Annotated in this window: 13 protein-coding genes; 11 read left to right on the forward strand and 2 right to left on the reverse strand. The window is 40.3% G+C overall.

Going from position 1 to position 15,295, the window contains the following annotated elements; all coding sequences use genetic code 11:
• Window positions 1-75 precede the first annotated feature (75 nt).
• Window positions 76-984: a LysR family transcriptional regulator gene (locus tag J8L70_RS09785; protein ID WP_211055391.1), complete on the reverse strand. Its 909-nt coding sequence runs from the start codon at window positions 982-984 to the stop codon at window positions 76-78.
• A 279-nt stretch (window positions 985-1,263) separates the two neighbouring features.
• Here J8L70_RS09785 and ndk point away from each other — a divergent pair, with 279 nt between their 5' ends.
• From ndk to der, 9 genes are all read left to right on the forward strand, one after another.
• Window positions 1,264-1,695, forward strand: a complete 432-nt coding sequence (gene ndk, locus J8L70_RS09790; protein WP_211055392.1) for a nucleoside-diphosphate kinase — start codon at window positions 1,264-1,266, stop codon at window positions 1,693-1,695.
• A 182-nt stretch (window positions 1,696-1,877) separates the two neighbouring features.
• The gene (locus tag J8L70_RS09795; protein ID WP_211055393.1) at window positions 1,878-3,011 is read left to right on the forward strand and encodes a bifunctional tRNA (adenosine(37)-C2)-methyltransferase TrmG/ribosomal RNA large subunit methyltransferase RlmN; all 1,134 of its coding nucleotides are present in this window, start codon (window positions 1,878-1,880) and stop codon (window positions 3,009-3,011) included.
• Window positions 3,012-3,162: 151 nt separating this feature from the next.
• Window positions 3,163-5,082, forward strand: a complete 1,920-nt coding sequence (gene pilW / locus J8L70_RS09800; RefSeq protein WP_211055394.1) for a type IV pilus biogenesis/stability protein PilW — start codon at window positions 3,163-3,165, stop codon at window positions 5,080-5,082.
• Window positions 5,079-6,032, forward strand: coding sequence for a RodZ domain-containing protein (locus J8L70_RS09805; protein WP_211055395.1), 954 nt, complete (start codon window positions 5,079-5,081; stop codon window positions 6,030-6,032). The genes pilW and J8L70_RS09805 overlap by 4 nt, the downstream gene beginning before the upstream one ends.
• A gap of 5 nt (window positions 6,033-6,037) precedes the next feature.
• The gene (ispG, locus tag J8L70_RS09810; protein ID WP_211055396.1) at window positions 6,038-7,156 is read left to right on the forward strand and encodes a flavodoxin-dependent (E)-4-hydroxy-3-methylbut-2-enyl-diphosphate synthase; all 1,119 of its coding nucleotides are present in this window, start codon (window positions 6,038-6,040) and stop codon (window positions 7,154-7,156) included.
• Window positions 7,157-7,297: 141 nt separating this feature from the next.
• Window positions 7,298-8,578 (forward strand): histidine--tRNA ligase, encoded by a 1,281-nt coding sequence (hisS, locus tag J8L70_RS09815; RefSeq protein WP_211055397.1) that lies wholly within the window; start codon window positions 7,298-7,300, stop codon window positions 8,576-8,578.
• A 20-nt stretch (window positions 8,579-8,598) separates the two neighbouring features.
• Window positions 8,599-9,219, forward strand: a complete 621-nt coding sequence (locus tag J8L70_RS09820; protein WP_211055398.1) for a tetratricopeptide repeat protein — start codon at window positions 8,599-8,601, stop codon at window positions 9,217-9,219.
• A gap of 10 nt (window positions 9,220-9,229) precedes the next feature.
• On the forward strand, window positions 9,230-10,405 hold the full coding sequence (bamB, locus tag J8L70_RS09825) for an outer membrane protein assembly factor BamB (RefSeq protein ID WP_211055399.1): 1,176 nt from the start codon (window positions 9,230-9,232) through the stop codon (window positions 10,403-10,405).
• 93 nt (window positions 10,406-10,498) lie between these two features.
• On the forward strand, window positions 10,499-11,965 hold the full coding sequence (gene der, locus J8L70_RS09830) for a ribosome biogenesis GTPase Der (protein WP_211055400.1): 1,467 nt from the start codon (window positions 10,499-10,501) through the stop codon (window positions 11,963-11,965).
• A gap of 78 nt (window positions 11,966-12,043) precedes the next feature.
• On the opposite strand, the gene J8L70_RS09835 is transcribed toward der, so the two are convergent.
• Window positions 12,044-12,631: a DUF4202 domain-containing protein gene (locus tag J8L70_RS09835; protein WP_211055536.1), complete on the reverse strand. Its 588-nt coding sequence runs from the start codon at window positions 12,629-12,631 to the stop codon at window positions 12,044-12,046.
• Between the two features lie 163 nt (window positions 12,632-12,794).
• Between J8L70_RS09835 and J8L70_RS09840 the strand changes: the two genes are divergently transcribed.
• Window positions 12,795-14,522, forward strand: coding sequence for a DUF885 domain-containing protein (locus J8L70_RS09840; protein ID WP_211055401.1), 1,728 nt, complete (start codon window positions 12,795-12,797; stop codon window positions 14,520-14,522).
• Between the two features lie 49 nt (window positions 14,523-14,571).
• A complete protein-coding gene (locus J8L70_RS09845) occupies window positions 14,572-15,291 on the forward strand; it encodes a winged helix-turn-helix domain-containing protein (protein WP_211055402.1) in 720 nt (239 codons plus the stop codon).
• The last annotated feature ends 4 nt before the right edge of the window (window positions 15,292-15,295 follow it).

Below are 15,295 nucleotides of genomic sequence, written 5' to 3' on the forward strand. Positions count from 1 at the left end.
CTATAGCAAATTAAATTTTTAATTATTCATCCTAATTTACAGGTAATAAAACAATGTGGTTACAAAAACACATTTCTAGAGCATATTACGGCTAATATTTTCTTTATTACTTAATACTAAATCTACAAACGTCGCCAATGTCGCACTATGCTGTTTTTTCTTATATTGCATTTGTAATGGAATGGGGGTGTTTACATCGTTTAAAGCAATATAATGGCATCCTTCACTATACAGCTTACTTATACAATAAGGTGCTATCGCAACCCCTAAGCCCGCGGCAACCTCTGTCAATAGTGTTTGCATATTGCGTGGTTGACTGATGATCTGAGGCGAAAAACCAGCGTTATTACATTGAATTATCGTTTCATCAAATAATCCATACGCCTCATTTCGATTAAAAATAATCATAGGTTCATTTTTTAATTGCGCTAAATCAATTGTATTAAACCCAGCTAATGGGTGGCTATCATGTACAACTGCCACCAGTTTATCGGTATAAATATCTTCTGTAATAAAGTGATCTTTAATATTACTGGGCAAAACCCTTGAAAATGCCACATCTATGGCATCGTTTTTAAACGCTTCAATTTGTTCCGAAGCAGTCATTTCATATAGTGACACTTTAACCATAGGAAAGCGTTGTTTGTAACTTTTAATCAAATGCGACATAAACGACAAACACGCCGAACTAAAATAAGCCACTTTTAAAGTACCCACTTTGCCACTATCGACTAACTTAACTTGCGTTGTCGCTTGTTCAATCATTGACAATATAGCTGTCGCATCTTTAAAAAGTTGAACACCCGCAGGAGTAATTACAACCTCTCTTGAAGTACGTTGAAATAATGTCACGCCAAGCGCTGCTTCTAATGAAGAAATATGTCGACTGATCGCCGGTTGTACCGTATGTAATTCGTCAGCCGCCAAAGAAAAGCTTTTATGGTTTGCAACACTGACAAAGCTTTTTAAAATTTTAGTATCCATAGCCTCTCATTACTCTAAATGTACTTTAAAGATAATACTCACCCAACCACACTATTAAATACTGAACGCCCCCTCTTTAGAAATGTTTTTATAAAAAGTAACTCATTATGCGCCCTATTGAACATAAATAATAACACCATACTTAGCTAAACTAATTCATTTTCATATGAATGCCACGAAACTGCTTTTTAATAAACATTAGGATTTTTCAACTAAAGCGCGTATAATTCGCGGCCGTTAATATTCACACTTTTTAAATTAAATTATTGGAGCATAAAGATGGCTTTAGAGCGTACTTTCTCAATCGTAAAACCTGATGCAGTAGCTAAAAACCACGTTGGCGCAATCTACAACCGTTTCGAAACTGCGGGTCTTAAAATCGTTGCAGCAAAAATGGTTCACCTTTCACAAGAGAAAGCTGAAGGTTTCTACGCTGAGCACAGCGAACGTCCTTTCTTTGGCGCTTTAGTATCTTTCATGACATCTGGTCCAGTAATGGTTACCGTTCTTGAAGGCGAAAACGCTGTACTTAAAAACCGCGAAATCATGGGTGCAACTAACCCAGCTGAAGCGCTAGCAGGTACTTTACGTGCAGACTACGCTGATAGCATCGACGAAAACGCTGTTCACGGTTCTGACGCTGTTGAATCTGCTGCTCGCGAAATCGCGTACTTCTTCGCTGACGAAGAACTTTGCCCACGTACTCGTTAATTCGAGTTTTACAGTTAATCCTGTAATGCAAAGTAAGAAAGGGCTTTCGAGCCCTTTTTTAATCATTACGTAAACTATTTCTGCTTATCGTTAATATTTTACTTAATGATTAAAGTGTGTGAATTATGTACAATTCATACTCGTAAATTTTTATCACCACCGTCACTGATTAAGGTTGTTTCATGACCACTGAACAAAAAAAGATTAATTTATTAGATTTAAATCGAGATGCAATGCGTGAGCTATTTGTATCGTTCGGTGAAAAGCCATTTCGTGGCGATCAGGTGATGAAATGGATTTATCATTTTGGTGTAGACAACTTCGACGAGATGAGCAACGTAAATAAAAAGCTTAAAGAAAAGCTTAAAAACGAATGCGAAATCGTTGCACCAGAAATCTCAGTACGCCAACAAGCAAGCGACGGTACCATTAAGTACGCGTTAGTACTCGATGGCGGGCAAGAAGTAGAAGCAGTGTGGATCCCTGAAAAAGATCGCGCGACTTTATGTGTTTCATCACAAGTAGGCTGTGCCCTTGAATGTACTTTTTGTTCTACTGCACAGCAAGGTTTTAACCGTAATTTAAAAGTATCTGAAATCATCGGTCAAGTATGGCGTGTAGCTAAAGACATTGGCCTTGATGGTAACAGCGAAAAACGCCCTGTCACCAATGTAGTGATGATGGGAATGGGTGAGCCACTGCTAAACGTTAAAAATGTAGTACCGGCTATGGAATTAATGATGGACGATTGGGGCTTTGGTTTATCTAAGCGTCGCGTCACACTAAGTACTTCGGGTGTTGTTCCTGCACTTGATTTGTTAAAAGAAAAAATTGACGTAGCGTTAGCTATTTCACTACATGCACCAGATAATGCACTTCGTGATGTACTTGTTCCAATTAATAAAAAGTACCCAATAGAAGAGTTTTTAGCCGCGTGTCGCCGTTACATCGATGGTTCAAAAGCAAATAAAGACGTCACTATCGAATACGTAATGCTAAATGGTGTGAACGACAGCACCGACCAAGCCCACGAATTAGTTAAAACCTTAAAAGGCACACCTTCAAAAGTGAACCTTATCCCATTTAACCCATTCCCAGGTAATGAATACACACGTTCAAGCAACAGCCGCATCGATCGCTTTTCTAAAGTACTTCAAGCAGCTGGCATAACTTGTATTGTACGTCGTACACGTGGTGATGACATTGATGCAGCTTGTGGGCAACTCGCTGGCGATGTTGTCGACCGTACAAAACGTATGGCTAAAAAGAAAATGCGCGACGATAATGCAATTGCGGTCAATATTCAAAAAGCATAAATAAAACGGTGCATTTAATGTAAATGTGTCCTTTAAAATTAAAACAATACTAAGCCTTTATATTTAAATCATTATTTTTCTAAATAATTGATGCAACATAAAGGCTTTTCGGTAAGATAGGCGCTATAGAAAAAAAATAAGAGATATGGAAATGCGATCATTACTTGTGTTAACAATGGGTGTACTAACTCTAACGGGATGCGTTACCGAAACAAGTTATAAAGGTAGCGATAAACCCGTCCCCGATAGCACCATAAATAATGAAAGCGTTGCACGAACCCGAATCTCTTTAGCGTTACAATATTTAGCAGCAGGCAATAACTCGCAAGCTAAATACAACCTCGAACGCGCCATGGAGTTTGCTCCACACTCCCCTGAAGTACATTACTCACTCGCGTATTACTATCAACAAGTTGGCGAAGATACACTCGCTGATAAGTCATATCAAAAAGCCCTTAGTATCAAACCTGATGACCCAAATACCTTAAATAACTATGGGGTATTTTTATGTAGTATCGATAAATATGATGAAGCAACCGATCAATTTCTAAAAGCAATTGCCATCCCCAGCTATATACGTGTCGCCGAAAGCTACGAAAATTTAGCCTTGTGTGCTATCGAATTTGACGACTTTGATGCGGCTCAAAGCTATTTTATTCAGGCAATGAATCACAGCTCTCAACGTTCATCGACGGTTATTAGCTTAGCGGCTTTGTATTATGCAAAAAGTGATTTACATAAAGCGAATGAGTTAATTGTACAGTATGAAAATAAAGGCCTTGTGTCACCTCGTTTTTTATTACTTAAATACTTAATTAAACAACGTACTGGGCATCTTGAAGCAGCCGAAAAAATTGCCTTAACAATACAGCAAACTTACCCAAGTTCTAACGAAGCCGTGTTGTTACGAGAGCAAGCATTACGTAAAAGCGAATTTGAAATATTACGCAACAACTACCGTAAAGCCTCTTTAAAAGCGATGCAAGAAGACACCGCTTATACGCAAAACAAAACACCAAAAATCATAATTAAGCGAAAGAAACGCCCTGTCAGTAATAATTCAACTAGCTTAGTCGCCGCTAATATAGCCGCCGAAAACACTGTCAAAACAGACCCTGTAAATACGGCCCTTACAACGACTGAGTCAATCACAACCACACCAAGTAACACTGGCAAAGCAACCACACCCGTTGAAAATTCATTAGATGCACAAATAACCCGTGTAAATAACGAATCGGCCAGCACAGTACAGCCGACTAAAAATAACAGTACACCGGCTGCTAATACGCTATTAAATTCTCAACAGAGTGATTCAACCCCCTCTACAGCAGTTAATACCGACATAGAGCCATCGGCTGAAACATTGCAGCCAAGTACAGATACGACCGCAGTACTCTCTGCAATAATGGCATCGGCACCACCGACAAGCGTCGCAACCCCTAAAGTGACGCCTCAATCGGTTGAAATCGAAAAAATGATCAAAATGCCATCCGCCGAGACAACTCAGCAAAATAGTGTAAAAATCATCTCTTTTGGTTCACCCACTACAACAAACATTAATAAAGCAACTACAACGCCTAACACGTCAGTCAGCGCCCCGAGCGAAAACGAAGAATCAGTTGTATTTTATCGCGCTACAAAAGATACAACCGTATTTGCAAACGACAACAAAGCAGAACAAGAAAATATGTTTAACAACAGCCAAACAAGTACAGACAAAAGCATGGCAATGTTAAACCCTAAAGTATCGCCGTTGACAATCCCTTTTCATATAATTCAATTTGGCGAAAACCTATTTAGCATTTCAGTACGATACAATGTTAAACTACAAAAATTATTACAATGGAATGGTTTAAAAGAGTCTGATCGTGTAGTGAATGGAAGTAAAATCTACTTAAACGATCCAAATGTTTATTATGAAATTAAAACCGGTGATACGCTATACGATATAGCCACCCAGCAACAAGTATTAATTGACCAATTAATGCGATGGAATAAATTAAGCCCAGATATAGAACTCACACCTGGGCACCGACTTCTATTAGTGGATCCAGATTCATACAAATTATGACACAAGAAAATACACAAACTGAAACGCAAGATCAGCCAAGCGTTGGACACACTTTAAAAAGCCATCGAGAGCAAGCTAACGTTAGCCTTGAATCACTCACCAACCCTTTAAAGTTATCGGTGGTGCAATTACAACATTTAGAAAATGATGAGTTTCAATTACTCGGCCCAGCCACTTTTGTAAAAGGCTATATTAAAAACTACTGCCGAGAATTAAATATCGACTGCGAACCTATATTAGCTTTACTGCCAGAGGCCCCAGTGCCTCAAAAACCGGCGAAAATGCAAAGCTTTTCAAGACGCACAGAAAAAGAAGCTAACGACAATCGTTTAATGCTTGTCAGCTATCTCATTTTGGCAATCGTGATTGGTTCGTCAGCAGTATGGTGGTGGCAAAATGCCACACCAATTGAAGAGCAAGTACAGTTAAGATCTAATTCAAATACAGGTGTAGGCACACAACAATCGCAATTAACAGCAAGTCATGTTGTTCAAAACGATCGTAGTCAAACAACGCAAAGCACGTTATTAGATGATGCACCAACTAGCGTACAAACAGTTTCAACTATAACGGCTTCACCGCAAGCACAGCCGCAACAAGAAAATACAATAAATAACACCTTAGGGCAAAGCGACACGACTGACATTGCACGTCCAGTCATTGCCCCTGCAGAGATAAAAACCGCAGAGCAAAATGCATCAAAAAATAGCACCATCGTCATGAACTTCAGTGACGATAGCTGGGTTGAAATACATGATGCACAAGGCGATAAAATTGCATTTGGAGTTAAAAAAGCAGGCTATACCATGACCGTCAGCGGCATAGCTCCTTTTTCGGTCGTGCTAGGTAAGCATACCGTTGTTAGTATTACATTAAATGGTGAGAACGTTGATATTTCAGCTTTTGCACCAAATCGTTTAGCCAAATTTAAATTACCGTTAGCAGAGTAACCGCTATGTTTTCAGAATCTCCTATTAAACGCCGTAAATCGACCCGAATTAACGTAGGTAATGTTCCTATTGGTGATGGCGCACCGATTGCCGTGCAGTCGATGACTAATACCGATACAATGGATGTTGATGCCACGGTGGCACAAATTCAGGCAATACAAGATGCAGGGGCCGATATAGTGCGTGTATCAGTACCTACAATGGACGCTGCCGAAGCATTTAAAAGCATAAAAGAACAAGTGTCGATTCCTTTAGTGGCCGACATTCACTTTGATTACCGCATTGCACTAAAAGTCGCTAAATATGGTGTTGATTGTTTACGTATCAACCCAGGTAATATCGGTAGTGAAGAGCGTATAAGAGCGGTTGTTGATTCTGCCCGAGAGCATAATATTCCAATTCGTATTGGTGTAAATGGCGGTTCACTTGAGCGCGACTTGCAAGAAAAATACGGTGAGCCAACCCCTGAAGCCTTATTAGAATCAGCGATGCGCCATGTAGACATATTACGCCGCCTTGATTTTGACCAATTTAAAATATCGGTAAAAGCCTCTGATGTATTTTTAGCCGTGGGTGCTTATCGCTTATTAGCCAAAGAAATAGACCAACCACTGCATTTAGGTATTACTGAAGCCGGGGGGATGCGTTCTGGTTCGGTTAAATCGGCCGTTGGCCTAGGCATGCTACTTGCCGAAGGCATTGGCGATACATTACGCGTATCGCTTGCTGCCGACCCTGTACAAGAAATAAAAGTAGGCTTTGATATTTTAAAATCACTGCGCATTCGCTCGCGCGGCATTAACTTTATTGCTTGCCCAAGTTGTTCGCGCCAAGAGTTTGATGTAGTGAGCACCATGAACCAATTAGAAGAGCGCCTCGAAGACATCGTTGAACCCATGTCGGTATCGGTTATTGGCTGTGTTGTAAATGGTCCTGGTGAAGCATTAGTAAGTGATATCGGTTTAGCAGGGGCAAATCGCCGCTCAGGACTATACATTAACGGTGAGCGTCAAAAAGCACGTATCGATAACAATAATATTGTTGACCAACTTGAAGGCTATGTACGTGACTTTATCGCTGAAAAAGAGCAGCAAACTCCTATCGATGTAAAAATTGTCGAATAAATAGCATTATACTTGGCAAACAAGCTGGTTTGCCGTTTACCTTTTTACTGATCACGCTATAATGGCGGGTCAATTTTAAGCATTCTTTTTAGTCGCGTAGTTTTTTAAATTATACGCATATACAGTTTTTAGGATTTAGCAGTGGCAAAACAAATTCAGGCAATACGTGGAATGAACGATTGTCTGCCGGGCGATACGCAAGTTTGGCAGAAAGTAGAAAACATCTTACGTGAAACAGTTGCATCTTTCGGTTATCAAGAAATTCGTTTTCCAATTGTAGAATCAACCGATCTTTTCAAACGCTCTATTGGTGAAGTAACCGATATCGTAGAAAAAGAAATGTACACGTTTGCCGATCATAACGGCGACAGCTTAACATTACGCCCAGAAGGGACCGCAGTGTGTGTACGTGCGGGTAATCAAAATGGATTGCTTTACAATCAAGAGCAACGTCTTTGGTACATGGGTCCAATGTTTCGCCATGAACGCCCACAAAAAGGACGTTACCGTCAGTTTCATCAGTTTGGTTTAGAAACCTTTGGTATTGCAACAGCCGACATCGACGCTGAAGTTATATTACTAACAGCGCAACTTTGGCAGCAATTTGGAATTAGTGAACATGTTCGCCTTGAACTAAACTCACTGGGCTCAAATGAAGCACGTGCTCAATACCGTGAAGCATTAGTAAGCTATTTAGAACAACACGTAGAGAGCCTAGATGAAGACTCTAAACGCCGCATGCATACTAACCCGTTACGTGTGCTTGATAGCAAAAACCCAGACGTACAAGCCATATTAACAAACGCTCCTAAGTTATCAGAACACTTAGATACTGAATCAAAAGAACATTTTGAAAATTTATGTGAACGTTTAGACGCAGCTGGCGTCTCATATACGATTAACGAAAAGCTGGTACGTGGATTAGATTACTATAATCGCACTGTATTTGAGTGGGTTACAGACAGTTTAGGCGCACAAGGTACTGTTTGTGCCGGTGGTCGTTACGATGGTTTAGTTGAACAGTTAGGTGGTAAGTCATCGCCAGCAGTTGGTTTTGCTATGGGCCTTGAACGCTTAGTACTTTTATTACAAGCCTTAGAGTGCACCGGCGAAATACGCCGCAACAGCGATGTATACCTTGCTGCGATGGGCGACAAAGCCAGTATTCAAGCACCGGTAATAGCTGCCAGTTTACGCAAAGAAGTGCCCGGTTTACGTGTATTAGTTCACGCAGGCGGTGGTAACTTTAAAAAACAATTAAAACGTGCCGATAAAAGCGATGCCTTAGTCGCAATTATTATCGGTGAAGATGAATTAGAACAAGGTGTTGTGACAATTAAATACTTACGAGAACGTAAAGAACAAGTCACACTAAACCTAGAACAAGCAAAAGCGCTATTAGCTGAGCTAATCAACAGCTGAGCCGATACAAAGAGGTAACAATGGACATTTATTCAACAGAAGAACAACAAGCAGAAGCCATTAAACGTTTTTTCCGTGAGAACGGCGTTACGTTAGCGCTAGGCGTCGTATTAGGACTAGGCGGTTTATACGGCTGGAAAGCATATAACCAAAACCAAATTACAACAGCTGAAGCCACATCTGACGTTTACACCATTTTAGTGCAAAGCGATGATGTATTAAGCCAAGCAGATCAATTTATTAGTGAACATAAAGACACTAACTACGCAACACTTGCTGCATTTGTTGCTGCAAAAGATGCCGTAGACCAAAATAAATTAGACCTTGCTACTAGCAAACTAAATTGGATTGTTGATAACGCACAAAACCAAGAGTTAAAAGCCATAGCAGCCACTCGTTTAGCACGTGTTTATATTGCAACAGAAAAATTTGATGATGCACTTACATTATTAGACTCACCTTTACCTGAGGCTTTTAGTGCAAATATCGCTGAATTAAAAGGCGATGTATACAGCGCTAAAGGAAGTAAAGAACAGGCTCGTAGTGCTTATCAGGCAGCAGTTGATGCCGGTGGATTAGTTTCTAACCCTCTTTTACAAATTAAGTTAGACGACCTCGCAGTAACTTCACCAGCGGCATAAGGTGTTAACAATGAAAAAATTTACTACCGCAACCCTTGCCTTATGTATGGCTACTTTGGCAGGGTGTTCGTCAAGTGATGAAGAAGAACTGATATTACCAACGGTGGTAAACCAGTTTGAAACCGACGTTATTTGGCAAGAATCGATTGGCGATGGGGTGCAGCACTATTTTTCTCGCTTAGCACCTGCAATTTATAAAGACACGGTTTATGTAGCTAGCCGCGAAGGGAAAGTCGAAGCACTTTCACTAGAGAACGGTGATACGCTTTGGGAAACCGATGTTCGCGAAGAAAGTTCATTTTGGCCATGGGAAGATGAACTAAATGCCAAACTATCAGGTGGTATTTTACAAGCTTATGGTAAAATTTACATCGGCTCAGAACACGGCTTACTAATTGCGCTTGATCGTGAAACCGGTGAAGAAGTATGGCGTAAATCAGTGCCTGGTGAAGCGCTTTCAAAACCAGCTGCCGGTGATGGCTTAGTTTTTGTAAACTTAGCTTCAGGTAAATTACTAGCATTACACCCAGATACCGGTGAAGAACGCTGGAGCTTTGAACAAGAAGTACCTGCATTAACTTTACGTGGTCAAAGCTCTCCAACAATCGCTAATGGCGGTGTATTGATTGGTCTTGAAACGGGTAAGCTTAATGTTCTTATTTCTGAAAATGGATACTCAGCTTGGAGTGCAGAGATTGCCGTGGCAAAAGGCGCTTCTGAGTTTGAACGTTTAGTTGATGTAGACACACAGCCAATTATTAGCGGCCCATATGCTTATGCTATTGCTTACAATGGTAATTTAGCAGCGGTAGATATCCGCTCAGGTAATACGGTATGGAAACGTGAATATAGTAGCTACCGTGAAATATCAATGGACGGGCAAGATATATACGTTGTTGATAGCGATGGCGTTATTTATTCACTCGATAAAGATTCAGGTGTTGAACACTGGAGTCAACCGGCCTTACGTGGCTGGTACTTAACGGGTCCTACAATTGCTGGTAACTATTTAGCATTGGGTGACCAAGAAGGTAATTTGCATTGGCTAAACAAAGAAACCGGCGAGCTTGTTGCCCGTGAAGACTTTGACAGTTCAGGCTTTTTTATAGAGCCAGTTGTTGCTGATGACAAACTTATTTTATACACCAGAGATGGTGAAGTTAGTGCGGTAGCAATACCAAATTAACTCTATGCTATTAGTCTAACCCACTAATAGTTAATTGATTTTTGTAAGGCTTCGCTCAGCGAAGCCTTTTGTTGTTTTTTAAAGAGGTAGTTTATGCTTCCCGTGATCGCTCTAGTTGGGCGACCCAATGTGGGCAAATCCACATTATTTAACCGTTTAACACGTACTCGTGATGCACTCGTAGCCGATTTTCCAGGCTTAACACGAGATAGAAAATATGGCCAAGCTAATTACGATGGCTATGAATTTATCGTGGTAGATACGGGTGGTATTGATGGCTCAGAAGAAGGCATCGAAATCGAAATGGCTGATCAATCGCTATTAGCCATTGAAGAAGCCGATATCGTTCTATTTTTAGTTGATGCCCGCGTAGGTATGACCGTAGCCGACCAAGCTATTGCCAACCATTTACGTAAGCAAGAAAAGAAATGTTTTGTCGTTGCTAATAAAACCGATGGTATCGATGCCGACTCAAACTGTGCAGAGTTTTTCCAGTTATCGTTAGGTGATATTCATCATATTGCAGCCGCACATGGTCGTGGTATTACATTATTACTTGAGCATACCTTACAGCCCGTTATTGCTGAGCTTGCTGCACAAGATGAAGATGTTGCAGAGAATGATGACGAGCTAATCGATCTTTATCAAGAAGGTGAAGACGATGATACCGATCACCAAGCCTTTGCAGATAAGCCGGTAAAACTGGCAATTATCGGTCGTCCAAATGTAGGTAAATCAACGCTTACAAACCGCATACTAGGCGAAGACCGGGTTATTGTTTACGATATGCCTGGAACAACACGCGACTCAATTTATATTCCGATGACGCGTAACGACAAAGAATATATTTTAATCGATACTGCGGGGGTCCGTAAGCGTAAAAAAGTAAGCGATGTAGTAGAGAAATTCTCTGTAATCAAGACATTGCAAGCCATTGAAGACTGTAACGTAGTGTTACTGGTTGTTGATGCGCGCGAAGGTATTTCTGATCAAGATTTAAGCTTACTAGGCTTTGCCCTTAATTCAGGTCGTTCATTAGTTATTGCCGTTAATAAATGGGATGGCTTAGATGACTACGTTAAAGATCGCATAAAAACAGAGCTTGATCGTCGCTTAGGCTTTATTGACTTTGCCCGCTTACATTTTATCTCTGCACTTCATGGTACAGGTGTAGGTCATTTATTTGAATCAGTTGACGAAGCATACGAGTCAGCCACTAAACGAATTAGCACTGCAATGTTACGTCGTATCATGGACATGGCTCAAGCCGATCACCAGCCGCCACTTGTTCGTGGTCGTCGTGTTAAGCTTAAATATGCCCATGCCGGTGGTTATAACCCGCCACGTATTGTTATCCACGGTAACCAAGTTCACGATTTACCCGATAGCTATAAACGCTACCTGATGAACTACTACCGTAAAGCACTTAAAATTATGGGCACGCCAATTAAAATTGAATTTAGAGAAGGCGATAACCCATTTGCAGGGCGTACTAATAAAGTAACGCTTTCGCAAAAACGTAAAATACGTGCATTTGCAAAAGAAAACCGTAATAAATAAATTCGCTACGAATTAATTTACTACAAAAAACGGCGTACTTTTTAGTACGCCGTTTTTGTTATTTATAATGCAATAAACTCACTCAAGTGCTTTATCAATAAGCCCCACAAGCGGCGTAGGCAAAGTAATATTTCCTGCTAATACAAATTTATGCGCTTCATCAGACATTTTTTGCCACGTACGACGAATAATACCTATCCACTTTTCTTCGTTGTAGTCTGGTTTAGCATTAGCAAAATCTAGCATGTAATGCTCAATAAAAACCAAGCTTGCTACATCTTCTACTAATTGGCTGTCTGGGTTACGTTTAATATTCTTTTTAGCAACTGCATTGTACACTCTGTTTTGCTCAGCCTCGTTATATCCCACTTGCTTCATGAGCCCAGCAACACGACTTGCATGAAATATATAAAGTGCACTACGCCACTGATGATAGCCTTGCTTATTCATCTCAAAGTCACTACGCGGCGATTTCCAGCGCTGTATGTGCTGCCCGTGCACTGCAATTTGCATAAGCTCATCGGCACTGGGTTTAAAGCGCTTAAGCATGTCGCTCATATGTATTGCATAAAGAAACTCTTTACATACACTTTGGCCATTATAAAGCGCTGTATTTGGGTCTTGGTTATTGGCTTCATCAATTAAGGTCATCACTTTATTAAACATGACAGTCATTTTTATCTTTAATCCTTTTTGGCGTTAATAAAACAATAAACGTGGGGTTATGTAAAAACCAGCGCTTTAATAAAGTTAACTTGGTAATATAGTTAACATAACAATTATAAACTCATAAATAACCATAACAATTCACTTTTTGATACGGATAACTATGTTTAAAAAAAACCTTTTAGCTGCGTGCTTAGCCTTAGTGTCGCTACCAAGTTTAGCCAACAGTAATACCGATTTAAAAACCATTATTGATAACCACTGGCAAAATGCCCAAACCGAAAAAATATTTTTTCGTACCGATCCAGATGGTTGGAAGCCAAATGGCACACTACCAAATTGGAGCGAGCAAGCCATTGCAAAGCGCCAAGCATATAACAACAGCGTGTTAAAAAGCCTAGCCAGCATTGACCCTAAAACGCTCAATAACGAGCAGTTAATGAACTACCGTTTATTTAAATATGAACGCGAAACCGAACAACAAAGTTATCTTTATCAAGATAAGTATTTTCCGGTTAATTTTTTAAGTGGCTGGCATACTTATTTTGCCGAAGCACCGGCCAATATGGCATTTTTAACCCCCGATGATTACAACACATTTTTAATCAGCCTTGCTGATTACCCGCGCTTTAATCAGCAAAACATTGATTTGATGAAAGACGGGATTAAAACCGGCTTTACTCATTACTGTAAAACGTTTGAAAACTACAGCCAAAGCATTAGCGCGCACATAGTTAAAAACCCCAAAAACAGCGCCCTTTACGAGCCCTTTACGCGTATACCCACTACGTTTAGCAATGAGCAAAAAAACGATTACCAACAAAAAGCGCAAACCGTTATTGCCGAAAAAGTCGTACCTGCTTATCAGCACTTTTACGATTTTTTTGTTAATGAATACATGCCACATTGCAGAGCGCAGCCAGGAATTGCAAGCATTAAAGGCGGGCTTGATTACTACCAGTACACGGTTAATTACTACACCACAACAAATGCAACTCCTCAGCAAATACATGAGCTTGGCCTTAAAGAAGTGGCACGTATTAAAACACAAATGCAAAACATCATTGATGAAGTTGGCTTTGAGGGGTCGTACAGCGATTTTTTACAATTTTTAGCAACCGATGAGCAATTTTACGCAAAAGACGCGCAAGACTTACTCGAAAAAACCGCCTTTATAACGCAAAAAATGTATGGCAAGTTACCCACTTACTTTGGCCATTTACCACGCAATACTTTTACTATAAAAGGCTCTGCGAGCCGCGGAGCATTTTATATGCCACCGGCCGATAACCGCTCACCAGGTACCTACTTTTTAGCCTCAACACCTAAACTGCAACCTTTATATAATTTAGAAGCCCTTAGTCTGCACGAAGCCATACCCGGGCACCATTTACAAAACGCCATTGCAATGGAGCTAAATGTCCCTGAGTTTAGACGTACCCTAAGCCACTCTGCATTTGGCGAAGGCTGGGCGCTATACACCGAACGATTAGGTAAAGAAGCGGGTTTTTACCAAAATCCATACAGCGACTTTGGCCGCTTAGGCTACGAAATGTGGCGTGCAGTGCGCTTAGTGGTTGATACCGGTATTCATGCTTTTGGTTGGAGTCGTCAAAAAGCGATTGATTACTTAGCCAGTCACACCGCTTTACCGCAAAGCGCCGTAGAAGATCAAATAGATCGTTATATTTCATGGCCAGGCCAAGCACTCTCTTACAAAATGGGCGAAATAAAAATACGCCAGCTGCGTGCCAAAGCCGAACAAGAACTCGGCGCACAATTTGATATTCGCAGCTTTCACGACACCGTAATAGGCCAAGGTTCGCTCCCTATGGCAGTACTTGAAGACGTTATAAACGATTGGATAGCAAAACAAAAATCGGCTATTTAACATTAATGAAGGCGGTATTATTTGCCGCCTCTTCTAAATGGATTTTTTAATGAAACACCTACTTATTTTTATATCACTCATTTTATTTAGCAGCCAAGCTAATGCGTTTTGTTTAGAAGCATCAAACTACATAGAGGGAGTAAAATATGGCGCTTGTGGAGAGCAAATAGATTCAATTACCCTTACGCCTTATTTTATTATATGGATGCTTTTAAACGTGTTATTCGGACAGACTCTTAATAAACCAAATATACACGTGGGGTTTAAATATTTACTTTTTCTGTGTGCATTCCCACTCAGCCCGTTAGTACTATTAATGAATTTAACTGCAATGATGGTATCTCGCATTTATAAAAAATATTCAACCACCGCAAAAAATAAAGCCCAACCTAACCATGATTGCGCAGAACCCGTTATTGAAAAGCCGAGTGTTAATCAGCTAACAATTGGCGAGTACACTTTTGACAGCCTGCAGCAATCTTTAATTAAAGAAGATAACCTCTACACATTAGAGCCTAAATGCATGCAGGTGCTTAGTTACTTAATAGAGCAACAACCAAGAATAGTTAGCCTTGAAGAGTTACACAATAATGTATGGGAGAATCAAATCGTAACCGATACCGCAGTTCGGCGAGTGATTAGCAAACTACGTGTGGCCCTTAACGATAACGACACAAAAAACCCTAAATATATAAAGTCTGTAATGAAGCGAGGTTATCAGCTTATCGCCGAAGTAAAACACAACCTATTGAATAGTAATGATTTATAAAAGT

The sequence above is a fragment of the Pseudoalteromonas sp. MMG010 genome (assembly GCF_018100905.1).
GTDB lineage: Bacteria > Pseudomonadota > Gammaproteobacteria > Enterobacterales > Alteromonadaceae > Pseudoalteromonas.

Bases quoted from the DNA above. Each gene is read 5' to 3' on its own strand.
- J8L70_RS09840 (WP_211055401.1), top strand. From the start codon at position 12,795: ATGTTTAAAAAAAACCTTTTAGCTGCGTGCTTAGCCTTAGTGTCGCTA.
- der (WP_211055400.1), top strand. From the start codon at position 10,499: ATGCTTCCCGTGATCGCTCTAGTTGGGCGACCCAATGTGGGCAAATCC.
- ispG (WP_211055396.1), top strand. From the start codon at position 6,038: ATGTTTTCAGAATCTCCTATTAAACGCCGTAAATCGACCCGAATTAAC.
- J8L70_RS09785 (WP_211055391.1), bottom strand. From the start codon at position 984: ATGGATACTAAAATTTTAAAAAGCTTTGTCAGTGTTGCAAACCATAAA.
- pilW (WP_211055394.1), top strand. From the start codon at position 3,163: ATGCGATCATTACTTGTGTTAACAATGGGTGTACTAACTCTAACGGGA.
- J8L70_RS09845 (WP_211055402.1), top strand. From the start codon at position 14,572: ATGAAACACCTACTTATTTTTATATCACTCATTTTATTTAGCAGCCAA.
- bamB (WP_211055399.1), top strand. From the start codon at position 9,230: ATGAAAAAATTTACTACCGCAACCCTTGCCTTATGTATGGCTACTTTG.
- J8L70_RS09820 (WP_211055398.1), top strand. From the start codon at position 8,599: ATGGACATTTATTCAACAGAAGAACAACAAGCAGAAGCCATTAAACGT.
- ndk (WP_211055392.1), top strand. From the start codon at position 1,264: ATGGCTTTAGAGCGTACTTTCTCAATCGTAAAACCTGATGCAGTAGCT.
- J8L70_RS09835 (WP_211055536.1), bottom strand. From the start codon at position 12,631: ATGTTTAATAAAGTGATGACCTTAATTGATGAAGCCAATAACCAAGAC.
- J8L70_RS09795 (WP_211055393.1), top strand. From the start codon at position 1,878: ATGACCACTGAACAAAAAAAGATTAATTTATTAGATTTAAATCGAGAT.
- J8L70_RS09805 (WP_211055395.1), top strand. From the start codon at position 5,079: ATGACACAAGAAAATACACAAACTGAAACGCAAGATCAGCCAAGCGTT.